At 39.1% G+C, this 24,384-nt stretch carries 25 protein-coding genes; 13 read left to right on the top strand and 12 right to left on the bottom strand.

Going from position 1 to position 24,384, the window contains the following annotated elements:
• Positions 1–2: 2 nt before the first annotated feature.
• Positions 3–1,796: a carbon starvation CstA family protein gene (locus tag B3D94_RS03055; protein WP_291754530.1), complete on the top strand. Its 1,794-nt coding sequence runs from the start codon at positions 3–5 to the stop codon at positions 1,794–1,796.
• A gap of 205 nt (positions 1,797–2,001) precedes the next feature.
• Entirely contained in the window at positions 2,002–2,331 is a 330-nt protein-coding gene (locus B3D94_RS03050; RefSeq protein WP_025116669.1) for a YuiB family protein, read from the top strand.
• A 97-nt stretch (positions 2,332–2,428) separates the two neighbouring features.
• On the opposite strand, the gene B3D94_RS03045 is transcribed toward B3D94_RS03050, so the two are convergent.
• On the bottom strand, positions 2,429–2,911 hold the full coding sequence (locus B3D94_RS03045) for a divergent PAP2 family protein (protein WP_029987084.1): 483 nt from the start codon (positions 2,909–2,911) through the stop codon (positions 2,429–2,431).
• Between the two features lie 123 nt (positions 2,912–3,034).
• Between B3D94_RS03045 and B3D94_RS03040 the strand changes: the two genes are divergently transcribed.
• The 7 genes from B3D94_RS03040 to cysI all read left to right on the top strand — a co-directional run bounded on the left by B3D94_RS03040 (position 3,035) and on the right by cysI (position 10,592).
• On the top strand, positions 3,035–4,543 hold the full coding sequence (locus tag B3D94_RS03040) for a leucyl aminopeptidase (RefSeq protein ID WP_069482464.1): 1,509 nt from the start codon (positions 3,035–3,037) through the stop codon (positions 4,541–4,543).
• 134 nt (positions 4,544–4,677) lie between these two features.
• The gene (locus tag B3D94_RS03035) at positions 4,678–4,881 is read left to right on the top strand and encodes a uroporphyrin-III methyltransferase (protein WP_069482463.1); all 204 of its coding nucleotides are present in this window, start codon (positions 4,678–4,680) and stop codon (positions 4,879–4,881) included.
• Between the two features lie 395 nt (positions 4,882–5,276).
• Positions 5,277–6,050, top strand: a complete 774-nt coding sequence (gene cobA, locus B3D94_RS03030; RefSeq protein WP_291754528.1) for a uroporphyrinogen-III C-methyltransferase — start codon at positions 5,277–5,279, stop codon at positions 6,048–6,050.
• A gap of 17 nt (positions 6,051–6,067) precedes the next feature.
• Positions 6,068–6,808: a sirohydrochlorin chelatase gene (locus B3D94_RS03025; protein WP_291754527.1), complete on the top strand. Its 741-nt coding sequence runs from the start codon at positions 6,068–6,070 to the stop codon at positions 6,806–6,808.
• A complete protein-coding gene (locus B3D94_RS03020; protein WP_083244734.1) occupies positions 6,808–6,957 on the top strand; it encodes a YezD family protein in 150 nt (49 codons plus the stop codon). Before B3D94_RS03025 ends, B3D94_RS03020 begins: the two co-directional genes overlap by 1 nt.
• A 46-nt stretch (positions 6,958–7,003) precedes the next feature.
• Positions 7,004–8,785 carry an assimilatory sulfite reductase (NADPH) flavoprotein subunit gene (locus B3D94_RS03015; RefSeq protein WP_069482460.1) on the top strand — a complete coding sequence of 594 codons (1,782 nt, stop codon included), beginning with the start codon at positions 7,004–7,006 and terminating at the stop codon, positions 8,783–8,785.
• Positions 8,786–8,873: 88 nt separating this feature from the next.
• Positions 8,874–10,592 carry an assimilatory sulfite reductase (NADPH) hemoprotein subunit gene (gene cysI / locus B3D94_RS03010; protein WP_291754524.1) on the top strand — a complete coding sequence of 573 codons (1,719 nt, stop codon included), beginning with the start codon at positions 8,874–8,876 and terminating at the stop codon, positions 10,590–10,592.
• Between the two features lie 44 nt (positions 10,593–10,636).
• Here cysI and B3D94_RS03005 read toward each other — a convergent pair whose 3' ends face one another.
• From B3D94_RS03005 to B3D94_RS02990, 4 genes are read right to left on the bottom strand one after another with little or no spacing between them, the layout of a single operon-like run.
• A complete protein-coding gene (locus tag B3D94_RS03005; protein WP_291754522.1) occupies positions 10,637–11,707 on the bottom strand; it encodes a sulfate/molybdate ABC transporter ATP-binding protein in 1,071 nt (356 codons plus the stop codon).
• Between the two features lie 15 nt (positions 11,708–11,722).
• Complete coding sequence (gene cysW / locus B3D94_RS03000; RefSeq protein ID WP_291754520.1) at positions 11,723–12,595, bottom strand: sulfate ABC transporter permease subunit CysW; 873 nt, start codon at positions 12,593–12,595, stop codon at positions 11,723–11,725.
• A 10-nt stretch (positions 12,596–12,605) separates the two neighbouring features.
• Positions 12,606–13,439, bottom strand: coding sequence for a sulfate ABC transporter permease subunit CysT (gene cysT / locus B3D94_RS02995; protein ID WP_069482456.1), 834 nt, complete (start codon positions 13,437–13,439; stop codon positions 12,606–12,608).
• Between the two features lie 11 nt (positions 13,440–13,450).
• Positions 13,451–14,503 carry a sulfate ABC transporter substrate-binding protein gene (locus B3D94_RS02990; RefSeq protein WP_291754518.1) on the bottom strand — a complete coding sequence of 351 codons (1,053 nt, stop codon included), beginning with the start codon at positions 14,501–14,503 and terminating at the stop codon, positions 13,451–13,453.
• 444 nt (positions 14,504–14,947) lie between these two features.
• On the opposite strand from B3D94_RS02990, the gene B3D94_RS02985 reads away from it, so the two are divergent.
• The 4 genes from B3D94_RS02985 (at position 14,948) to cysC (ending at position 18,546) form a co-directional block, all read left to right on the top strand.
• Entirely contained in the window at positions 14,948–15,649 is a 702-nt protein-coding gene (locus tag B3D94_RS02985; protein WP_291754516.1) for a phosphoadenylyl-sulfate reductase, read from the top strand.
• A 12-nt stretch (positions 15,650–15,661) separates the two neighbouring features.
• On the top strand, positions 15,662–16,726 hold the full coding sequence (locus B3D94_RS02980) for an inorganic phosphate transporter (RefSeq protein WP_069482453.1): 1,065 nt from the start codon (positions 15,662–15,664) through the stop codon (positions 16,724–16,726).
• A gap of 90 nt (positions 16,727–16,816) precedes the next feature.
• On the top strand, positions 16,817–17,956 hold the full coding sequence (gene sat / locus B3D94_RS02975) for a sulfate adenylyltransferase (protein WP_069482452.1): 1,140 nt from the start codon (positions 16,817–16,819) through the stop codon (positions 17,954–17,956).
• Positions 17,953–18,546 (top strand): adenylyl-sulfate kinase, encoded by a 594-nt coding sequence (gene cysC, locus B3D94_RS02970; RefSeq protein ID WP_069482451.1) that lies wholly within the window; start codon positions 17,953–17,955, stop codon positions 18,544–18,546. The genes sat and cysC overlap by 4 nt, the downstream gene beginning before the upstream one ends.
• Before the next feature lie 56 nt (positions 18,547–18,602).
• Here cysC and mnhG read toward each other — a convergent pair whose 3' ends face one another.
• The 7 genes from mnhG to B3D94_RS02935 are packed head-to-tail and all read right to left on the bottom strand — an operon-like array spanning position 18,603 to position 24,358.
• Entirely contained in the window at positions 18,603–18,971 is a 369-nt protein-coding gene (gene mnhG / locus B3D94_RS02965; RefSeq protein WP_069482450.1) for a monovalent cation/H(+) antiporter subunit G, read from the bottom strand.
• Positions 18,955–19,236 carry a Na(+)/H(+) antiporter subunit F1 gene (locus tag B3D94_RS02960; protein WP_008178119.1) on the bottom strand — a complete coding sequence of 94 codons (282 nt, stop codon included), beginning with the start codon at positions 19,234–19,236 and terminating at the stop codon, positions 18,955–18,957. The genes mnhG and B3D94_RS02960 overlap by 17 nt, the downstream gene beginning before the upstream one ends.
• Positions 19,233–19,712: a Na+/H+ antiporter subunit E gene (locus B3D94_RS02955; protein WP_069482449.1), complete on the bottom strand. Its 480-nt coding sequence runs from the start codon at positions 19,710–19,712 to the stop codon at positions 19,233–19,235. Before B3D94_RS02955 ends, B3D94_RS02960 begins: the two co-directional genes overlap by 4 nt.
• 4 nt (positions 19,713–19,716) lie before the next feature.
• A complete protein-coding gene (locus tag B3D94_RS02950; protein ID WP_069482448.1) occupies positions 19,717–21,204 on the bottom strand; it encodes a Na+/H+ antiporter subunit D in 1,488 nt (495 codons plus the stop codon).
• Positions 21,197–21,538 (bottom strand): Na(+)/H(+) antiporter subunit C, encoded by a 342-nt coding sequence (locus B3D94_RS02945; protein WP_008178124.1) that lies wholly within the window; start codon positions 21,536–21,538, stop codon positions 21,197–21,199. The genes B3D94_RS02950 and B3D94_RS02945 overlap by 8 nt, the downstream gene beginning before the upstream one ends.
• Complete coding sequence (locus tag B3D94_RS02940; RefSeq protein WP_008178127.1) at positions 21,538–21,960, bottom strand: Na(+)/H(+) antiporter subunit B; 423 nt, start codon at positions 21,958–21,960, stop codon at positions 21,538–21,540. Before B3D94_RS02940 ends, B3D94_RS02945 begins: the two co-directional genes overlap by 1 nt.
• Positions 21,947–24,358, bottom strand: coding sequence for a Na+/H+ antiporter subunit A (locus B3D94_RS02935; RefSeq protein ID WP_291754501.1), 2,412 nt, complete (start codon positions 24,356–24,358; stop codon positions 21,947–21,949). The genes B3D94_RS02940 and B3D94_RS02935 overlap by 14 nt, the downstream gene beginning before the upstream one ends.
• Between the last annotated feature and the right edge of the window lie 26 nt (positions 24,359–24,384).

The raw sequence follows: 24,384 nt of genomic DNA, 5'->3' as shown, positions 1-24,384 counted from the left end.
GCATGAATGCGATTACAATTGTGATAGGCTCTATTTGTGTTTTGGTGATTAGCTATCGTTTGTATGGCATATTTTTTACAAAAAAGGTATTGAAAATAAAGGATGATACGCCCACGCCCGCCCATGCTTTGGAAGATGGTAAAGACTATGTTCCGACGAATAAATGGGTAACCTTTGGACATCACTTTGCAGCGATCGCTGCTGCGGGACCATTAGTTGGACCAATTTTAGCTGCACAGTTCGGTTATTTACCTGGTCTTCTATGGTTATTAATAGGAGCGGTCATTGGAGGAGCTGTCCATGATGCAGTCGTATTATTTGCTTCTATGCGCCATGGTGGTAAGTCTTTATCCGAAGTGATGAAGGAAGAGCTCGGTCCGATTGCTGGCTTCTGTACAGGCCTTGCCATGCTGTTTATTATTACAATTACAATGGCAGGTCTTTCTATGGTAGTTTTAGGAGCTTTGGAACGCAATCCATGGGGGACGTTTGCAGTAGGGATTACCATTCCAATTGCTATGCTTGTGGGTATTGCTTATCGTAAAACAGGCAATTTACTTGTTACGTCAGCAGTTGGGTTTATTTTATTAATGATTGGCGTATTTATAGGGCCGCTTATTCAAGGAACTGCATTTGGTGATTTTTTAACGTTTGATCGTGATACACTAGCAATTATTTTACCTATCTATGCATTTTTTGCAGCGGCATTACCTGTGTGGCTATTATTGGCTCCACGTGATTATTTAAGTAGTTTCATGAAAATTGGGGTGTTCATCGCTTTAATTATTGGTGTCTTTTTCGTTAACCCAGCTATTCAGTTCCCACCATTTACAGAGTTTATTCATGGTGGAGGTCCGGTAATTGCAGGTCCTGTTTGGCCATTCGTATCCATTACGATTGCCTGTGGAGCTATTTCCGGCTTCCATGCCTTTGTAGGCTCAGGAACGACACCTAAAATGATTGACCGTTGGGAAGATATTCGAATCGTTGGCTTTGGAGCAATGTTAGTTGAGTCGTTAGTAGGTGTGATGGCGTTAATTGCAGCTACAGCCCTGCATCCAGCAGACTATTTTGCCATTAACTCAGCGCCAGCAGTTTTTGCTACATTAGGAATGGAGCCTGTTCATTTACAAGAATTATCTCAAAGTATTGGAATGGACTTAGAGGGACGAACAGGAGGAGCCGTGACATTAGCTGTCGGAATGACGGATATTTTTACAGGTATTCCTTGGTTTGCGGAGTTATCCTCCTATTTCTATCAATTTGTCATTATGTTTGAGGCTGTGTTTATTCTAACAGCGATAGATGCGGGAACACGAGTGGCACGTTATTTAATTCAAGACTTTGGGGGCAATGTTTATAAGCCCTTGAAGCGTACTAATTGGATACCAGGGACAATTTTCGCTAGTGCACTTGCTTGCTTTATGTGGGGTTATTTATTGTATTCAGGAGATATCAGCTCCATTTGGGTATTATTCGGGGTTTCTAATCAGCTAATGGCGGCAATTGGTTTAGTATGTGGAGTGACGATGGTACTGAAGGTGGCAGATAAACGAATCTATGCACTAACTTGTTTTATCCCATTAACTTATTTATACATCACTGTGAATGTGGCAGGTTATTGGATGATTAAAAATGTTTATTGGAATCCCGCAGCTGCCGGCTTTAATATGTTAAATGGCATCTTATCCGTTATCATGCTGATGCTAGGGCTACTCATTGTTATTTCAGCGTTTAAAAAATGGGCACAGCTGTGGAAATCTCCAAAGTTTGTATTAACTCAATCAACTTCATAATGTAAGAAAAGAAACTATTGGAGATAAGAAATGGTCTTCAATAGTTTTTTTTATGATATTTTTTGGTATTAAATATCCATGATCAATCACAATCAACAAAAATGATTTCCTAAATATGTCGAACAAGCGAAAACAAGGATATGTTCATTGAAAGCGTTGTCGTAATCATGTAAACTAATGAGAGGAAAACGGAGGTTATACATACATGGATGGTCCAGTTTCATTAGTACAGTTAATCATATCTATTTTGTTATTTTTTGTCATGTTCTTTGGTATCGGATTCTTATTAAACATGCTGTTACGTATGACGTGGTTAATGGCGATTGTATATCCAATTGTTGTGATCTTTATCGTGGATGAAGTAAGCTTCTTAGATTATATTTTCAAGCCAGGTTCTGCATTTCCAGCGTTAATCGATAAATTACAAGCCCTTCAGTTTGTAGATATTGCTATTTTATCGGGCGGCTTTGCAGGCTCCATCGTGGCAGGTATTGTGATGATTTTTTTACGAAAAAGTGGATATCGCATGTTCTAATTTGCTCAGTACTCTTCTTTCTATTGACTGAAAGAAGAGTACTTTTTTTATTCGATAAAAAACACATCCTCCATCATAAAAGGATGTGTTTTAGCTATCATATGAAAAATTCGTAGGTTATGATGGCGATAAAAATACCTGTGAGCGCCCCAAAAAATACTTCGCTTCGTTTGTGTCCTAATAACGTTTTTAATTCCTCCATTTTCTCTTGCCCATCCATTTGAGGCCATTTTTTTAAATCATGAAGCAGTGTTTGGAAATCCTTACGCAATTGATTTAAAATTGCAGCATGTTGCCCAGCTTGGTAACGTACACCGCTGGCATCGTACATAACAATAATGGAAAACATAGCGGCTACGGCAAAAATTGGGGATGCTAAACCCGTCTCATAAGCAATAGATGTTGCCAGTCCAGTAACAGAAGCGGAGTGAGAGCTAGGCATTCCGCCCGTTGAAGTAAAGAGGCTCCATTTCACTTGTCTGGTCATTAGAAAATGGATAGGAATCTTGACAAACTGAGCAAAGATAACCGAAAAGAGGGCAATCAGTAATGGGGTATTTTGAAGTAAACTCAAATTCATCACAACCTTCGCAAATAATTGCTTTTATTATAACATTCATTATTTTCTAAAAGAAGATATAGGCAAATATTACGCGCTTTTCAGAAACTTCGTTATAATAGTAGATGGAATGGAGGAATTTACATGAATATTGTAAAAGAAGCAAAGACATTTGAAACAATTTCTACTGAATTATTAGTGGTGGGTGTCACTAAACACCGTGAGCAAATGCAGGATTGGGCAAGCTTTTCATCTTTTTATGGTGAATCACTTGATATGTGGGTTAGCGCGGGAGACGTTTCAACAGAGCTTAAGAAGCTAACGAAGCTGCCATTTGTGAAGGATCATGCCAATTTAAAACGTATTTTATTTGTAGGGCTAGATGAGCGTAAAAACCTAAAAGAGGGGGATATTCGAGCAGCCTTTGGTTTAGTTGGGAAAGAGTTAAGAGCTTTAAAAGTAAAAGAGTATTCCATTTGGCTTGAATCATTTACAACAGAAACAATTTCAGTGACTGATGTAGCCTTCTTAGCTGGTGAAGGAACTGGTCTAGGCTATTATTCTATTCCTCATTACAAAACAACTTCAAACGAAGTGGATAAACGTATTGATGCTGTTCATCTAGTGACGTCAGCAGGGGATTTAGACGAAGTTGTAGCAGGCTTTGAGGTCGGCGTCATTTATGCGGATGCAGTGAATGAGGCACGTAGTCTAATTAATTTACCACCGAATTTACTAACGGCAACTGATTTAGCAAACTATGCGGAATCTTTGGCAAGTGAATATGACTTTGAAGTAGAGATTCTAGGTAAAGCGCAATTAGAAGAATTGGGAATGGGCGGCATTTTAAGTGTCAACCAAGGCTCTTACGAAGAACCTCGATTAATTACATTAAAATATAAAGCGACTGATGATTTTGAAAATCCTATTGGTCTCGTAGGTAAAGGTGTAACATATGATACAGGTGGCTATTCCTTAAAACCAAAAGACTCGATGGTTGGGATGAAAGGCGATATGGGCGGTGCAGCAGCAGTGCTTGGTGCCATGAAAATTATCGGTGAATTACGTCCAAATAAAAATGTAGTAGCCGTTATCGGATCTACTGATAATATGGTATCTGACACAGCATTTAAACCAGATGATGTCATTACAACGTATAGTGGGAAAACAGTCGAAGTATTAAATACGGATGCAGAAGGACGTTTAGTTCTGGCAGATGCAACTACATATGCGAAGCAGCAAGGGGCTGCATCGCTAATTGATGTCGCTACTTTAACAGGAGGCGTCATTACTGCGCTAGGTATGGATAAAACAGGTGCTCTTTCTAATGATGATGAATTTTTTGCAGCATTTATGGAAGCGGCAGAGGAAACGGATGAATTTGTTTGGCGTATGCCTTTGACAGAGAATGATAAAAAGAGAATTCGTAAATCTGATGTGGCAGATTTAAACAACTCACCTGGTCGTGATGGTCATATGATTTTTGGTGGGGGCTTTGTTGGAGAATTTGTTGGTGAAACACCTTGGATTCACCTTGATATTGCCGGAACATCCGATGCAGTAGCTGTCCATGATCTAGGTCCTAAAGGTGGTACAGGCGTAATGGTACGTACACTCGCTAATTTTGTCCAACGTTTAGGAGAAGAAAAATAATAGAGCATTTTGATCAGCGGGATTGTCTTTCCGCTGATTTTTTGTATTTTCAGCACTTATCCCGATAGATTAGGCAATGTACATATGATAGATGCATCTTCCTTCATACGATAGAATAAAAAGGGAGGTAGCATATGCGTAATTTCGGAGGTTACCCAGGAGGAGGATTTGGAGGAGGTATTTGGCCATTCGGTGCACCGTTTTTCGGTGGCTTTTTAGGAAGTTTCCTAGGGTCTCAATTTAATCAATATCCTTACAATCCATATTATCCAAACTATCGGCCATATCCGCCTGGTCCATTTTACCGACCAGGACCACGGTATCGTAGACGCTGGTAAGAACATAAAATAAATAATCCAGTTGCCTAGTCAAAAACGGCAACTGGTTTTTTGTTGTGTTGAGGAAGTATCAAATTTTGTGTTGACAGAATATACTAAATTATTTATTATTCTTATTATATTACTAAGAATTAAATAAGTAGCTGACTAGCAAACTAGAGGCTTTTATTGTTCATGGGCATTTTTGTGCCTAGGGATAATATTGGCCTTTTTTCTTTACCTTGATTACAGCAATCTTTTTCCTCTATAGGGGAGAATCAAAAGCTTTGTTCAAACGCCACCAGTTGGAGATACAACCGCTTGCGGTTGTCAAAGGGCGTGACGGTTGCTACTCCGTCAACTAAAAACTGGACACCATGACGCGGAGGCGCAACGGATAGAAGGAGTGAAATGAAATGGGGAAAGTATATATCGTTGGTGCTGGTCCTGGGGATGTTGATCTTATTACGGTCAAGGGTTTACGTTGTATTGAATGTGCAGATGTCATTTTATATGACAGACTCATAAATAAAGAGCTATTAAACTATGCTCGACAAGACGCTCAATTAATATTTTGCGGAAAACTGCCACAGCAACATTCCATGATTCAGGAGCATATTAACCAAACGCTTGTCAGTTATGCACAGCAAGGGTTAATCGTTACAAGATTAAAGGGAGGTGACCCATTTGTCTTCGGAAGAGGGGCAGAGGAGGCTGAAGTGCTAGCCAAACATCATATTCCATTTGAAATTGTACCGGGGATTACTTCAGGTATAGCAGCCCCGGCATATGCAGGAATTCCTGTGACACATCGGGATCTAAGCTCTAGTTTTGCCATGGTTACGGGACATATGCAGGAAGGAAAAGATGACGCAATACGTTGGGAAAGTCTTGCAAAAGGAATCGATACGATTGCTATTTATATGGGGGTAGGTAATCTGCCGTACATCCGACAGCAACTTCTCAAATATGGACGTGAGGAAGAAACACCTGTAGCCGTTATTCATTGGGGAACTTTTGCTGCTAAGCAAAAAACGGTTACGGGCACTTTAGCAACAATTGAAGAAATCGTTCAAACAGAAAATATTCAGAACCCGAGTATCATTTTAGTTGGAGAGGTTGTGGCATTAAGAGAAACGATACAATGGTTCGAGCATAACAGTCCACAACCAATCCAAGTTACGGGGTAAGGATGTGATGTGACTTTATGCAGGCTATTTTATATATTGCTCATGGTAGTCGTGTTAAGGCAGGTACAGATCAAGCTGTAGCTTTTCTACAAGGCGTTCAACAAGAGGTTCATGTATCTATTCAGGAAATATGCTTTTTGGAGCTTGCAACACCTACCATTGCAGAGGGGATTGCCAACTGTGTTAGACAAGGGGCAACTATGATTGCTGTTATGCCCATTCTATTGCTAGCTGCACAGCATGCGAAGCAAGATATTCCAAGAGAAATTGCCGAAGCTCAAAAGCTCTATCCGCATATCAACTTTTCCTATGGTGAACCATTAGGCATTCATGAACGAATCATTGACACGTTGCAGGCTAGGATTTTAGAAAAGCAGCAGCCTAACTGCGAAGCATGTGTTTTACTAATAGGACGTGGCAGTAGTGATCCGACCGTAAAGAGAGATTTAGCTGAAATTGCAACAAGATTGCGAATGAAATACAACTATCAAACAGTAGATACTTGCTTCTTATATGGGATGGGTCCGAGTTTTGATGACTGGCTCCAGCAAGAAAAAGAGAGGCAGCATCAAGTTTTTATTGTGCCGTATCTCTTATTTACTGGTATTTTACGGCAAAGCATTACAAAGCGATTACAAGGACTATCTAACAACAACATGATGTTATGTGAAAGCTTAGGTTATGACGTCAATGTAAAAAAAGTGTTAGTGGAACGTATTGATGAATTACTACATTTCAAAGAGGAAGGTGTTTCATAATGGCAGATAAAAAGCTTGAAAATGTAAATCTAGCATTAGATAATGTCCGCCAAATGCTAAATACTGTGAACCATGGTTCGATTACATTGATTGTTCAAAACTCTTATGTGGTTCAAATCGAAAAGAAAGAAAAAATAAGACTCCGATAAATCTTTTTAGAGGATGAAATGATAACGATTCGCGAGGTGGCAAAGATTGAAACTGCAAGTTATAAACAGTCCATTTAATGAAGAGCAGGTAAAATTATTAAACGAACTTTTACCTCAATTAACACTGGAGCAAAAAATTTGGTTAAACGGTTATTTAAGTGCACCACAAGCTACTCAGGAGGCCGTAGTTGAGACGATCCCAGCAACAGCCCCTATTACGAAAACCATGACGATTTTATATGGTTCCCAAACAGGTAATAGTCAAGGGCTAGCTGAAAAATATGCCTCTCTATTAAAGGCTCAAAACGTAGACGTTACGGTCTCATCATTAGGGAAATTTAAAGCAAGTAACTTAAAGAAAATCAACAATCTATTACTTATTGTGAGTACACATGGTGAGGGTGATCCACCTGATCAGGCGATCCAGTTCTATGAATTTTTGCATAGTAAACGAGCACCAAAACTAGAGTATCTTCAATATTCGGTACTTGCATTAGGGGATAGCTCCTATGAATTTTTCTGTAAAACAGGTAAAGACTTTGATGAGCAATTTGCCAAACTAGGTGCAACAAGAATTGTTCCTCGTACTGATTGCGATGTGGATTATGATGACGCTGCTGCTCAATGGTTCTCAGCTGTTCAACAAGAATTTCTCAAACAGGCTACTACAATATCGGTTACTTCAACACAGAGCGATGAAATACAAGGAGCTACTACATATTCAAGAAAAAATCCATTTTACGCTGAAGTGTTAGAAAATATTAATCTAAATGGTCGCGGCTCCAACAAAGAGACACGTCATCTAGAGTTATCCATTGAAGGGGCTAATTTTCAATTTGAGCCAGGAGACAGTATTGGGATTCAACCGGAAAATAGTGAGCCATTAGTCGATGCATTACTGGGAGTACTACAATTTGATCCAGCTACTGAGGTGACTGTGTTTGATGAAACAGTGTCCTTAAAGAATGCCTTACAAAAAAAATTGGAAATTACAGTGTTATCTAAGCCAGTTCTTGAAAAAATTAAAGCTTACACAGAACATAATGAGTTTTCATCGTTATTAGAAGAACCTAATGCATGGAAGGATTATGCCAAGGGAAGGGATTTACTTGATGTAGTAGAGGATTTTGCTCCTTTCACATGGAGTGCGCAACAATTCGTGGACATTCTGCGAAAAATTCCATCACGACTGTATTCCATTGCAAGTAGCCAATTGGCGAATCATGATGAGGTGCATTTAACGATTAGCAAGGTAAGCTATGAGACGAACGGTCGACAACGTCTGGGAGTATGTTCAGGCAGTGTGGCAGAACTTCAAATTGGCGCTACATTACCAATCTATGTTCATAAAAATCCAAATTTCAGATTACCTGAGCAGAAGGAAACACCCATAATAATGATTGGCGCGGGCACAGGTATAGCACCGTATCGAGCTTTCCTAGAGGAAAGAGAAGAGTTAGGGGTAGAGGGAAAATCTTGGCTTATTTTTGGTGATCAGCATTTTGTCACGGACTTCCTCTATCAAACAGATTGGCAACGCTGGCTAGCTTCTGGCACATTAAGCCAAATGCATATAGCCTTTTCACGTGATACCGATAAAAAAGTCTATGTTCAACACAAATTGGAAGAAAATGCAGCTAATTTTTATGAATGGCTTGAGCAAGGTGCTGTCATTTATGTATGTGGTGATGAGAAATCAATGGCAGCTGATGTGGATGCAACCATTCACCGTATTATAGAGCAGCAGGGGCAGAAAACGTCTGAGCAAGCAAAAGCCCTTGTGCAAGAACTAAAGCAACAAAAACGATACCAACGGGATGTTTATTAAGAAAAAAACTCTTCCTCGTAGGAAGATGACTATTTGCTAGCAAGCAAAGCCTCTGGAGAGGTGTAATGGATTAAAGGAGCGATAAAGAATGACAGAGAAAATTGTTTTGCCTACACAGTCAGGGAAACCAAGTGATGTAGAGCGTATTAAGACGGAAAGTAATTATCTTCGTGGGACACTCGAACGGACTATGAATGACCCATTAAGTTCTGGTATTCCTGAGGATGACAATCGTTTAATGAAATTCCATGGTAGTTACCTACAGGATGATCGAGACCTTCGCAATGAAAGACAACGACAAAAACTAGAGCCTGCCTATCAATTCATGGTACGCGTACGAACACCTGGAGGAGCGGCTACGCCGGAACAATGGCTTGTAATGGATGAAATGGCTAGAAAGTATGGCAATGGCTCCTTAAAACTAACTACACGTCAAGCGTTTCAGGTGCACGGTATTTTAAAATGGAATGTCAAAAAATATATGCAAGAAATTAATGACGTGTTATTGGACTCTCTTGCCGCCTGTGGGGATGTAAACCGTAATGTTATGTGTAATGTAAACCCAAATCAATCAACATTACATGAAGAAGTTTATAATTGGTCTGCTAAACTAAGTGAGCATTTACTACCTCGTACACGTGCATACCATGAATTATGGTTAGATGGAAAAAAGGTAATAGACAGTCAGGATGAAGAAATTGAACCGATTTACGGAGAACAATATTTGCCCCGTAAATTTAAAATTGGCATTGCGATTCCGCCAAGTAATGATGTCGATGTATTTTCACAAGATATCGGACTAATCGCGATCGTAGAAGATCAAAAGCTGATTGGCTTTAATGTAGCTGTTGGTGGAGGAATGGGGATGACGCATGGCGATCATGCTACCTATCCACAGCTTGCGCGTGAAATTGGCTTTATTACACCAGATAAACTATTGGAAACAGCAGAAAAGATTATAACAATTCAGCGGGATTATGGGAATCGCTCAGTTCGTAAAAATGCACGTTTCAAATATACGATTGATGCAAGAGGACTAGAATGGTTTAACGAAGAATTAACGCGACGTTTGGGTTGGAGTATTCAAGAAGCGCGTCCTTATACGTTTGAACGTACAGGAGATGAGTTCGGTTGGATTAAAGGGGCAGAGGGTAAGTGGCATTATACGCTATTTATTCAAAACGGCCGCATTAAAGATTTTCAAGATTATGAGTTGTTAACAGGGTTACGTGAAATAGCTAAGGTGCATACAGGTGATTTCCGTTTAACTCCTAACCAGAATTTAATGATTAGTAATGTAACACCACAGAAAAAGAAAATGATTGATGCTATTATAGAGCAATATAAGCTGACGGATGGTGCGCATTATTCCGCATTGCGCCGTAATTCCATTGCCTGTGTCTCCTTACCAACCTGTGGTTTAGCCATGGCGGAGGCGGAACGTTATTTGCCATCTCTTATTACAAAAATGGAAACAATCATTGATGAAACTGGGTTAAATGATACAGAAATTGTTATTCGGATGTCAGGCTGTCCAAATGGTTGCTCCCGAGCAGCGATGGCTGAAATAGGCTTTATCGGTAAAGGTCCTGGGAAATACAATTTATATCTTGGGGCAAGTTTTACTGGTAATCGATTGAATAAAATCTATCGTGAAAATATAGGTGAGGAAGAGATACTAGCGGAGCTACGACCAATTCTTGTACATTATGCGAAGGAACGTTTAGACGGTGAACATTTTGGTGATTTTGTCATTCGTGCTGGATATGTGACGGCTGTATATGATGGTAAAGAATTTCACATATAATAAATAGAAAAACCATGTAGCAAAGAAATTTGCTACATGGTTTTTTAAATGGAGTAATCTTCGGGGATAAAGACCTTTAATTGCTTCGGCCTAACAAATACATGATCGCCCACTTCAAGCTGAAGATGATAGAACTGTTCTTTTGATAATTCTGCCTCTAAAAATTCATCTAAATCTTCACGGCGTAGCTCAATTTGGACAATTGGTCCCAACAGATGGATATGATTGATTTTGACGGGAACCGTACCTGGAATACTTACCTTTTCTATTTGTATATCATGGGGACGAACATAACCAATCACATTATCTTTTGTATGTGATTGTACATCAGGCACATCCAGTGCAACTTCTCCATGCATCAGCTTACCGTTATGTAAGCGTCCTTTAAAAAGATTAACGTTCCCTAAAAAATCATAGACAAATGGACTTTGGGGATGCGTATATACCTCATCGGGACTCCCAACTTGCTCGATTTTGCCATTGTTCATGACAACAATACGATCTGCCACATCCAATGCTTCCTCTTGATCATGCGTTACAAAAATACTTGTAATATGAAATTCATCGTGTAACTTTCGTAGCCAGCGACGCAACTCCTTGCGAACTTTTGCATCGAGTGCCCCGAATGGCTCATCTAGCAGAAGAACTTTCGGCTCTACTGCAAGTGCTCTTGCAAGTGCCACACGCTGTCTTTGACCACCTGAAAGCTGTGTAGGATAGCGGTCAGAGAAATTTTGGAGTTTCACTAATTGTAGCAATTCCATCACTTTGTCTCGTATTTCTTGCTTAGTAGGTCTAGTTTTCCGAGGGCGAACCTTTAGGCCATAGGCGACATTTTCAAAGACTGTCATATGACGAAATAGGGCATAATGCTGAAACACAAAGCCTACATTACGTTCCTTTGGATGCCGATCCGTCATGGAATGTCCATCAAAAAAAATATCACCCGTATCGGCGGTTTCCAGCCCTGCAATAACACGTAATAGAGAGGTTTTTCCTGATCCAGAGGGGCCAAGCAATGCAACAAGCTCCCCTGACTGAATATGAATAGAAATATCCTCTAATGCTTGAAAGGATCCGTATATTTTCGAGACATTTTGAATTTGAATACTCATGCTGATCATCTCCTTTTAACTAGATTTGGACTTCCATGCAATTATGTCTTTTAAAATTAAAGTAAAGATAGCTATGACACTCATTAAGGATGCAACAGCAAAGGCGGCTGAAAATTGATATTCATTATAGAGAATTTCAATATGAAGGGGCATTGTATTCGTCATGCCTCGTATATGGCCAGATACAACTGAAACTGCACCAAATTCTCCTATAGCTCGTGCGTTACACAAAATTAGACCATAAAATAAACCCCATTTAATATTAGGTAAGGTGACATACCAAAATGTCTTAAAGCCACTTGCACCAAGCGAAATTGACGCCTCTTCCTCAGACGTACCCTGTGCTTGCATTAGAGGTATTAGCTCACGAGCAACAAAGGGCAGTGTGACAAATATAGTCGCAAGGACAATGCCAGGTAGGGCAAAAACAATTTTAATATCTTTGGCGAATAACCAATCACCAAATAATCCCTGCGATCCAAATAGTAAAATAAATACCAAACCTGCGATAACAGGGGAGACCGCAAAAGGTAAATCAACAATGGTTAGTAAAAGATTTTTCCCCTTAAAATTAAATTTTGTAAGGGTCCATGCAGCCATTACGCCAAAGATTGCATTTAGAGGTACAGCAATTGCTACAACTGTTAAAGTGAGTTTAATAGCAGCTAATGCATCTGGATGTGTGATAGCTGCGAAGTAAACATCAACACCTTTTTGAAAGGCTGTAATAAAAATTGAAGCTAATGGTAGGACGATAAAAAAAGCTAAAAAGGCTAATGCAATAAATGTAAGCGTATAGCGAATAACACGAGGCTCCTGTAAGGCGGCAGACTTAAACACCTTATTTTTTTCAGTACTAGCCTGTTGAATAAATGTTGATTGTTCCATATAGCTCCTCCTAATGTACAAACCGACGATTGGCTAGCCACTGTATGACGTTAATGGTTAATAATAAAATAAATGAAGTAACAAGCATTACTACTGCAATTGCAGTGGCACCCGCATAATCGTATTGCTCAAGTTTAGTCATAATAATTAAAGGGGTAATTTCGGTTTTCATCGGCATATTTCCAGCGATGAAAACAACCGAGCCATACTCTCCTAGAGCACGGGCAAAGGCTAATGAAAAGCCCGTTAATATGGCTGGTAGTAACTCTGGTAAAATCACTTTACGAAAGGTTTGTAAACGATTGGCCCCAAGGCTAGCAGAAGCCTCCTCGACTTCAGCACTAATATTTTGCATTACTGGCTGTACTGTCCGTACAACGAAAGGGAGACCAATAAAAGTTAAGGCAATTATAATACCAAGGGGCGTAAAGGCAATTTTAAAATCAAAAAATTGGCCAATCCAACCATTGGGGGCATAGAGTGATGTTAAAGCAATCCCCGCTACAGCAGTAGGTAAAGCAAAGGGTAAGTCTACTAATCCATCAATCATCCTTTTAAAAGGAAACTGGTAGCGAACCAGAACCCAAGCGATAATTGTACCGAAAAGTACATTTAATAGACCTGCAATGAAGGCTGTGCTGAAGCTCACTTTATAGGAAGCAACAGCACGAGGATCGGTGATAATATCGAGAAACGCAGTCCAGCTTAAGGACATCGTATGGAAAAAAATCATAGAAAGTGGTAATAACACTAATAAACTAACATATAACATCGTATATCCAAGAGATAGGTGAAATCCTGGAATAATCCGACGTGATTTCTTCGTCAAGGTTAAACTACTCATCAGAACACTCCTTATTGTGGTAAGTAGATTTCATCAAAGGTACCACCGTCTTTAAAGTGAGTTGCTTGTGCTTTTGTCCAGCCACCAAAATCATCGATAGAAACAAGTTCGAGCTGAGGGAATTGGTCTTTATATTTAGCTAGAACAGCTTCATTGCGAGGGCGGTAATAATTTTTGGCAGCAATTTCTTGACCTGTTTCGCTATATAAATGCTGTAAGTATGCCTCGGCTACTTCGCGTGTTCCTTTTTTATCGACGATTTTGTCAACGACCGCCACTGGTGGCTCCGCTAAAATACTTAATGATGGAGTAATAATCTCGAATTCGTCCTTTCCTAATTCATGAAGTGATAAGTAAGCTTCATTTTCCCATGCAATTAAGACATCCCCAATTTTTCGTTCCACAAAAGTTGTGGTAGCACCTCGGGCACCAGAATCTAGTACTTCAACATTGCTGTATAGTGATTTCATAAATTCTTTTATTTTTGTTTCATCATTGTTATATAACTTTCCAGCATATCCCCAAGCAGCTAGGTAGTTCCACCTTGCACCACCAGATGTTTTAGGGTTAGGGGTGATGACGGATACATCTTTTTTGATGAGATCATCCCAATCTTGTATATTTTTCGGGTTGCCCTTGCGTACCAAAAAGACAATAGTGGATGTATATGGAGTAGAGTTATGGTCAAATTCTGTTTGCCAATCTTTATTCAGCAGTTCACGAGTTTGGGCAATTTCATCAATATCATAGGCGAGAGCAAGCGTGACAACGTCTGCTTCGAGGCCATCAATCACTGCTCTACCTTGTTTTCCTGAGCCTCCATGAGATTGTTTAATCGTGACATCCTGTCCTGTTTCATCCTTCCACTTTTTTATAAAATCTTGATTGAACTCATCGTAAAGCTCGCGTGTTGGATCATAGGATACATTTAATAGCTCTACTGATTTGTTACCTTTCTGGCCACTTGCTTCTTCATTTGAGGTAGCACTACTACATCCTGTTACAGATAAAGTTAATACAGCTAGCAGTGCCAAAGATTGAAAGACATTCTTCCTTTTCTTCATTCCATTTCGCTCCTTTTTCGGCTAAAGAATGCAAAAGGCCATCCCCTATCACGATTATTCGTCATAGGTAGATGGCCTTCAGATCCTCTGATCAGCATTTTAGTATTTGTAGATAATACATTAAACATATATTTCCTATTAGTCAACAAGGAATTATGAAATGTTGAAAATAACGGTGATTTACTTAGCTATCGTTTATCTTATGCAACTAAGAGTGTCAAAAATGGGTTAATAGCATAATATATTTCAAAAGCCTAGTTGACTGCTTGGTGTACTTTAGTATATATTTGGTAATAAGAAAAGACGATTATAGAACGAGGTAGCAATTACTAGTGAAAAATCGTTGAATAATGAGCTGGCTAGTCAAACTAGAGGCGTTTTAACAAAGACATGTTTTTGGGTGTCTTTTGTTAGAACGCCTTTTTTCGCTATGAGGGGGATTCAATGTTAACACATGCAAATTGGCAAGAGCCAAACATTAATTTTCAAGTTGATGAAACGTATAAGGGAGCATTAGAGGTTTTACAGTGGAGCTATCAAGAGTATGGGAATGAAATTGTCTATGCCTGTAGCTTTGGGATAGAGGGCATAGTTTTAATTGATCTCATTTCAAAGGTAAAGCCAGATGCAACCATTGTCTTTTTAGATACAGATGTTCATTTTAAAGAGACCTATGAAACGATCCAGCGTGTAAAGGAAAAATATCCACAATTAAATATTGTGATGAAAAAGCCTGCACTTACACTTGAACAACAAGCGGCGCAATATGGTGATGAACTATGGAAGTCAGATCCAAATCAATGCTGTGCTATACGCAAGATTAAGCCTTTACATGAAGCCCTTTCAGGTACAAAGGCTTGGATATCTGGTTTGCGTCGTGAACAATCGCCATCACGTCAACAGACAAATTTTCTTAATCGTGATGATAAATTTAAGTCGATTAAAGTTTGCCCACTTATCCATTGGTCATGGCAGGATGTTTGGCGATATGTCTCAAAACACAATTTGCCATACAATCCTTTGCATGATCAGGGCTATCCAAGTATCGGCTGTGAGCATTGTACAAAGCCGGCGTTTACGATGGATGATTTACGTTCAGGTAGATGGCAAGGCTCTGGTAAGACGGAATGTGGGTTACATGAATAAAGGAGTTATGCCATGCTAGAATATTTCGCCATAGCTATTAGTTTATTTTTTGCAATGAATATTGGTGCAAGTGGAGCAGCTGCTTCGATGGGAGTTGCTTATGGGGCCGGAGCTATAAAAAAGGCTTGGCAAGCATTACTGTTATGCGCCATAGGAGTTTATAGTGGAGCAGTTTTAGGCGGAGGAGAAGTAGTCAAAACGATTAGCTCAGGCATTATGCCTCAGGAATATATTACGGTGAAAATTGTCATCATTATTTTAATTTCTGCAACAAGCAGTTTATTTTTTGCCAATCTTTTAGGCATCCCCTTATCTACGAGTGAGGTGACCGTCGGTGCAGTCGTTGGTGTGGGAATGGCTTATAAAGTGCTATTCGTCCATTCTTTACTTGTTATCATGTCCTTTTGGGTTATCGTCCCACTTATAGCTTTTGTTATAGCCCTTATATGTGGGAAGTTGTTATATAAATTACAGCACAGGGGGCTACTAAAAGATCATCCAATTTTAACGGTTCTACTTGTATTAGCAGGATTTTTTGAAGCCTTTTCGGCAGGTATGAATAATGTTGCGAATGCAGTTGGACCGCTTGTAGGTGCTGGCATGATGGATGTTACTATCGGCATTATGCTTGGGGGTGCATTTGTCGCTATAGGAGCCATCCTACTTGGAAAACGAGTTCTTGAAACAAACGGTAAGAAAATCATACGTTTTCAAAAGGCAGAGGGTATTTTAATTTCAAGTACGGGTGCGCTCCTTGTTGGTATAAGCTCCATTTTTGGACTTCCAGTGCCACTAACGCAAGTAACATCTTCCTCTATTATTGGAATGGGCATGGCGAAGAACGGAAAACAAATTTTCCATAAGCATATTGTGAAAAAGATTATTCGTATATGGGTTGTATCCCCAATTTTTTCATTAGCCATTTCTTATTTTTTAGTGCAGTTGTTTTTAGAAAAAGATCTTTATGCGATTATTTTGAATGGCAGCATTATCGTTGGAACGCTTGGGGTTATTAGTTTAATGCGTACAATGCGAGAAGAAGAACAATCCATATATGATGCAGGAGAGGGTATTTAATTTCACTAGTATTACAACATCATTGATGTTGATCTTTCATACATTTCAACTATTAAACTTAGTATTTAACTAGAATTAGGAGGAGATTATATGAGTTTACAACCACATGGAGGGTTTCTTGTGCAAGCTTTTCATCCCGAAAAGGATATGACAACTATTCATAAGGAGATTGAGCTGGATGCCATTTCTTTGAGTGATTTAGAGTTAATTGCCATAGGTGGCTACAGCCCCATCGAAGGCTTTTTAACACAAGCAGATTATGAATCAGTAGTGGAAAAAAGTCGATTAGCATCAGGTATAGTATGGAGTATTCCAATTACCCTCCCTGTGACGAAAGAGAAGGCAGCAACATTACAACCTGGCGAAGAGGTAAAATTAGTCTACCAAGGTGAAACTTATGGCGTTATTCAGGTGGCTGATATTTTTGAGCCGAATAAGCGAACAGAGGCATTACTTGTATATGGTACTGAGGATCTCGCACATCCTGGCGTTCACAAGCTACATGAACGTCCTACCATATATGTCGGAGGGAAAATTACTTTAATCAAACGTCTGGCACAAAAGTTTCCTACGTATTCATTTGATCCGGTGGAAGCCCGTCAACTATTTGCTTCAAAGGGTTGGCAAACCATTGTTGGCTTTCAAACGCGTAACCCGGTGCATCGAGCGCATGAATATATCCAAAAGGCAGCACTTGAAACGATTGATGGTTTATTTTTAAACCCACTTGTTGGTGAAACAAAGTCGGATGATGTGTCTGCGGCTATCCGCATGGAAAGCTATGAGATTCTATTAAAAAATTACTATCCTGAAAATCGTGTGCAATTAGGAGTGTTTCCGGCTGCTATGCGTTACGCAGGACCAAGAGAAGCCATTTTTCATGCACTTGTAAGGAAAAATTATGGCTGTACACATTTTATCGTCGGACGAGATCATGCAGGTGTAGGGGATTACTATGGAACGTACGATGCACAAAAAATCTTTGAACAGTTTACGGAAGATGAATTAGGGATTGTTCCATTAAAGTTCGAGCATAGTTTTTATTGTCAGCAATGTGAAGGAATGGCTACTACAAAAACTTGTCCACACGATAGCTCTGCCCATATTATTTTATCAGGAACAAAAGTACGAGAGATGCTACGCAATGGGGAAGTACCACCAAGTACATTTAGCCGTAAAGAGGTAGTAGAAGTATTAATAAAAGGCATGCAAAAGGAGGTAGTCAAATGAGTTCGAATATTGTTTGGCATGAGGCCTCCGTTACAAAAGAGGAGCGTCGATCTCAAAATAAACATCAAAGCTTTATTTTATGGTTTACGGGCTTGTCTGCTTCAGGAAAATCATCTATAGCCAATGCGTTTGCCCGTCAATTATATGAAAGGTGCAACCAAGCCTTTGTGTTGGATGGCGATAATGTCCGCCATGGCCTAAACAAGGATTTAGGTTTTGATGAGGCAGGACGAAAAGAAAATATTCGTCGTATAGGGGAAGTTTCGAAGCTTTTTATAGAAAGTGGTCAAATTGTATTAACGGCATTTATTTCGCCTTATCGAGAAGATCGTCAGGTGGTCCGTGCGCTTGTTGAAGATGGTGAATTTATCGAGGTCTTTGTAAAGTGTTCAGTAGAAACATGTGAAAAACGTGATCCCAAGGGTCTATATAAAAAAGCGAGAAAAGCAGAAATATCTAATTTCACTGGTGTTAGTGCCCCTTATGAGGAACCAGAAAACCCAGAAATTATTTTAGATACAGAACATCATACGATAGAAGAGTGTGTGGAACAGTTGACTAGTATTTTAACTTCCAAAGGGTATATATAATAAACCAATAAAAAAATCTGCTCGTTCAGAACGATTGAGCAGATTTTTTATATGTCTTATTGTGCGTCTTGTTCTTTTTTCATTCTGTCAATTTCAGGACCTAATTCATCACGTACTGTACCTTTCCAAGGCTTTACACCAGCAATATAAGAGGAGCGGGTCATAATATGTCCTCCAACAGGGCCAGTGATGAAGAGGAATAGTATCCCTAGTAATATACGTGGATTAAAATGATCTTCAATTAGCCAAAAGTGTAAGAATACACCAATTAGTACACACATGACACCAAGTGTAGCACTTTTTGAGGCAGCATGTGCTCGCGTATATAAATCAGGTAGGCGGATAAGCCCAATAGCTGTGACGACAATAAAAAGTACTCCAACAGAAATGAAAAAGATAACTAAACTATTAGCGAGAATTGTCACGTTTAATGATATCTCCTTTCTCTATGAATTTAGAGAAAGCAACTGTACCAATAAATGATAAAATCGCTAGCAATAAAATAATCTCAAGGAAGAAGCTTGTTTCCACTAATATCGAAAATAGTCCAATCAAGGAAATAAGTGAGACACCCAGTGAATCTAAAGCGACTACACGGTCAGATGCTGAAGGTCCTTTGATCATTCGATAAATGACCGCAATCATCGATAAGCAAATCACTACAATGACCGTTATAATAAATGTTGTCATGATTTACTCACCTCCAAAATCGCTTTCTCAAATGAATCTCGAATGGAAGCAACAGCCTCATCCACATCACTAATATCAATAGCATGTACATATAGTGTTTTAGAATCATCCGATACATGTACGACTACAGTTCCTGGCGTTAAAGTGATAAGACTGGATAATAATGTAATTTCCCAATCTTCCGTTAATACAGTAGGATAAGCAAAAAAGGCAGGCTGCATGTCCAATTTAGGCTTTAATACTACCTTCAGTACTTGCACATTCGCTAATACTAACTCTTTAAAGAACAGCAAAGTTAATTTTAAAAGGGCCCATAGGCGGTAGACATAAAGACGAGATTTAAAAAATCTTCGCATTATTATGAGTAAAATGATGCCCATTATGAACCCAATAATAAAGCCGGTTGCTGTGTAATTAGAGGATAGGAACATCCATACGAAGGCAAGTACAAAGTTTAAAATCATTTGAAATGCCACAGCGTTAATCCCCCTTCATCACAGCATCTATATAGATAGATGGATCATTTAAAAGTTTTGCTGCATCGTCCATAAATGGTATCATCCATTCGGAACCGACACCATATGCGACAGAAATAAGTACTAAAAGGGCTGAAGGCATAAACAGCATCTTGTAGATAGATCTGTCAACGATAACCTTCGTTTCTTTTTCCTCGCCCCAAAAGGCATAGATGAAGATACGAATTACGGAAAGTAGTACGAGCAGTGATGATGCTAATATGAAAATACTACTCCACATATTTCCCGCTTCAAAGCCACCTTGAACAATCAATAGTTTTCCAACAAATCCGCTAAGTGGTGGAATTCCGGCTAAGCCAAATGCTGCAATTAAATAACACCAACCAAGTGCCGGGTATTTTTTCATCAGACCACCCATCTTACGCAAATCAGATGTACCTGTAATGTAGATGATCATACCGATTAACATAAAGAGTGCAGCCTTTATGAGCATATCGTGTACTAAATAAAACATTGCTCCCTTTAAGGAAGCTTCATTCATTTGTGAGACACCAAATAAAATAACTCCTACGGCGATGACAATATTGTAGATAATAATAAGTTTGACATCAAAGTAAGCGAGTGCCCCAATGCATCCAGCCACAATTGTAGCAATGGCAAGTACCATCAATAGATCATGAGTATAGGATAAATCGTGTACAAAGAATAATGTATAGGTACGTGTAATCGCATAGACACCTACCTTTGTGAGCAGTGCACCGAATAATGTTAGTACAGGTATAGGAGCCGCTGCATATGAAGTAGGAAGCCAAAAATACAATGGGAAAATGGCTGCTTTTAATCCAAATACCATTAAAAAGAGTACAGCTATAACGGTAATGATACCTGGTTGATTGATTTCAGCTATTTTAACGGCAATATCAGCCATATTCAATGTTCCTACAACCGAGTATAAAAAGGCTACAGTAATGACAAATAGGGCAGATGAAATAACATTAATTAAAATATATTTAATCGATCCTTTCAGTTGCCCTTTCTCGCCACCTAGGACGATCAGTAAATAAGAAGCCATTAATAATACTTCGAAGAAAACGAATAAGTTAAAAATATCGCCTGTAGTAAAAGCCCCATTAACCCCAGTTAAAATAAACATGATACCAGGGTAATAAAAGAATCGTTCACGTTCCTTCGTAATAGAACCAAAGCCATACCAAACAACAAAAAAGGCAATTAACAATGTCGTTGTCACGAGCAATGCAGATACCATATCAGAAACCATCGTAATACCGTAAGGAACTGGCCAATCTCCAAAAGTGACCTTTTGGATACCATCATGTTTCACTTTCATTAGAAGTGAAATGGCAGTGATCAAGGAGATCCCAATTCCAAGTAATGAAAACGTTCGTTGATAAATTAGATTTTTTTGCCCAAACATTAAAATCATACCGAAGAAAAACGGAATGATGATAGGCAGCAGTAGGAAGTTATTCATCCTCATCACTTCCTCTCATTAAGCTAATATCATCAGTTTGCAGCTCCTGATAGGAACGATATGCCAGCACTAGGAAAAACGCTGTGACGCCAAAGCTAATGACAATAGCAGTTAAAATAAGTGCCTGAGGTAATGGGTCTGCAAAAGTTTTGGCTCCTTCGTTTAACACGGGTGGAGCCTCACCACCAAGACCACCCATCGTTAATATAAGTAGATGAGCACCATGACTTAAAAGTCCTGTACCAATAATAATTCGTAATAAACTTTTTGATAAAATTAAATAGACAGCTGCCATAAAGAGGAAGCCAATGACAAAGGCCATAATTATTTCCATTATTCATCCTCTCCAATCGTTTGAATAATGGTCATCGTAACACCCACAACAACCAGATAGACACCGCTATCAAAAAGCATAGCCGTGTGTAAAGACTGTTTGCCTAGAAGCGGTAAATCGAAATAATCAAAGAAATGTGTAAAAAAAGGTTCGCCCACAAACATAGGGAATGCCGCAGTAGCAAGGGCTAATAATAAACCAATAGCCGTTAAATACGTGTAATTAATAGGTAAAATATGTCGTACAGTACGGATATCAAAGGCTAATACTAATAGCACGATGGCACTGGAGGTTAAAAGCCCTCCAACAAAGCCACCACCAGGCGTGTAATGACCTGCTAAAAAAATATGAATGGAGAAGAAGAAAATAATGAAGAATACAATTTTAGCCGTAAATTGTATTATCACATCATTTGTTTTCATGTGTTTTCTCCTTTCTATTCATACGCAATTTAATCATTGCAAAAATGGCCATCCCAGCAATAGCGAGTACTGTAATTTCAAACAATGTATCAAAGCCACGATAGTCTACTAATATTACGTTGACAATATTTCCTCCGCCCGCCAAAGAGTAAACGGTTTCCTCATAGTACTTAGAAATAGTAGGAATGAGTTTTTGCGAATGGGCAGATAGTGCGACAAGTGTTACCATGACACCGACTGCAATGGATATAACAGCTCGATTTAATTGAAATCTCATACGTTCTTCTCGTTTACCAAGCTTTGGTAAATGGTAGAATGCTAATAAAAAGAGGGCTACAGATATGGTCTCAATAACAAGCTGTGTTAAGGCTAAATCAGGCGCGTTAAAAATAACAAAGAATAGAGCTACCGTATAACCAACAGAGCCCAGACCTATAATGGCCGTTAACCGCGATTTGGCTAGAATGGTGATAGCTGTTCCAATTAATAAAACCACGACTAAAATAATTTCATATGGTCTTATCGGAGCGGTCCCTTGGAATGAAAGACTAAAGGCATTTTTTACAAAAAGCGAACCAATGACGATAATAGTAATACCACTAAACATATAGAGTAAATAATGGCGCATTGAACCCGTCATATAGAGTCGAGAGAGGCGATTTAAGCCAACATCTAACCCCTGCATAATTTTGTCATACGCATTATTCAAGGTGAAAGCCTTTGGGAATCGCTGATACATTCCTTGCCATTTCGGTAGTGATACAAATAGCAGTACCCCTATAATGATAATTCCTATCGTCATCAGAAGTTCGGGATTGACCCCATGCCAAGCTGCTACTTGTATGTCAATATCTTGTGGTGTTTCGTATAAAAATGGCTGAATCGCTAGAACAGCCGGTTTGACAAATGTATCGCCAATAAAATTCGGAATAAAGAATATGAACACAACTAATCCCGCTAAAAGCATTGGAGAAACTAGCATTCCAATAGGTGCCTCATGTGGTTTATGAGGTAATTGATCTGGTTTGTAGTTGCCATTAAATGTTCGGAAAACAAAATAAAAGCTATAAATAAATGTGAAAATACTAGCAATCCAAGCGACGATTGGGAAGAGCACACCCCATGTATCAAAGCCAAAGAGCTCAAACTTTTGTAGGGAGAGCATGGCTGTTAAAAACATTTCTTTACTTAAGAAGCCATTAAACGGTGGAAGACCAGCCATCGATAAGCTTCCTATCGCTGCAACTGTAAAACTGATAGGCATAATACTCATTAACCCACCCAATTTTCGAATATCACGTGTCCCTGTTTCATGATCAATAATCCCTGCAATCATGAATAGACTACCTTTAAATGTTGCGTGATTAATTAGATGGAAGATGGCAGCAAATGCCGCGAATTTAATTGTATCTACTGATTCATTCGCATGAAACGCAACTGCGCTTGCCCCAAGTAGGGACATAATAAGTCCAAGTTGACTAACAGTCGAGAAGGCTAGAATCCCTTTTAAGTCCGTTTGTTTGACTGCAAAGAAAGAACCCCAGAATAAAGTTAAAATACCTATACCTGTTACAAGCCATACCCAGAGCTCGGAAGCCGCAAATATTGGGGTAAAGCGTGCTACTAAATAAATACCTGCTTTGACCATTGTGGCAGAGTGAAGGTATGCACTTACTGGTGTAGGTGCTTCCATTGCATCTGGTAGCCAAATGTAGAATGGGAATTGCGCAGATTTTGTAAATGCTCCTAGAAGTAATAAAACAAGCGACCATGTAAATAAAGGTTGATCGATTAGATTTGGTGCCATAATAATTAGCTCTCGAATGGAATAAGTTCCTCCCATTAAGTAGAGAAGTACGAATCCACCTAGCATCATTAATCCGCCGCCAACTGTTATCATCATTGACTTCAGTGCGCCAAGGCGTGATGCATCACGGTTATACCAATAACCAATGAGCAGGAATGAGGAAATGGACGTTAATTCCCAAAAGAAATACAGTGTAATTAAATGATCTGACTGTACTACTCCAAGCATGGCAGACATAAATAACAGTAAGTAAACATAAAAATTATGTAATTTTTCTTTATGTTTATCTAAGTAAAAAATGGAGTAGAGGACAACTAAAGACCCGATTCCAGTAATTAATAGCGAGAATAATAAGCTAAGGCCATCCAAATAGGAGACGAAGGAAATATCAAGCGATGGAATCCAAGGAAGTTTAGCGGTAAATACTCCACCTTTAGCTACTTGTGCAATATAGGATGCATAAATAACTACGAGCGTAGCTGGAACAGCGAGAACAAACCAGCCAGTATGAATATTTTTTATGCTTTTATATAAAAATGGTACAAAGATTGCAGCAAGCATTGGAATGAAAATATAAAGTACTTGTAACAAAAAAACCCTCCTTTATGCAGGTAAGT

It is taken from the genome of Lysinibacillus sp. UBA5990 (assembly GCF_002429815.1).
GTDB classification, from domain to species: domain Bacteria; phylum Bacillota; class Bacilli; order Bacillales_A; family Planococcaceae; genus Lysinibacillus; species Lysinibacillus fusiformis.
This window is presented reverse-complemented; position numbering and strand designations above follow the sequence as displayed.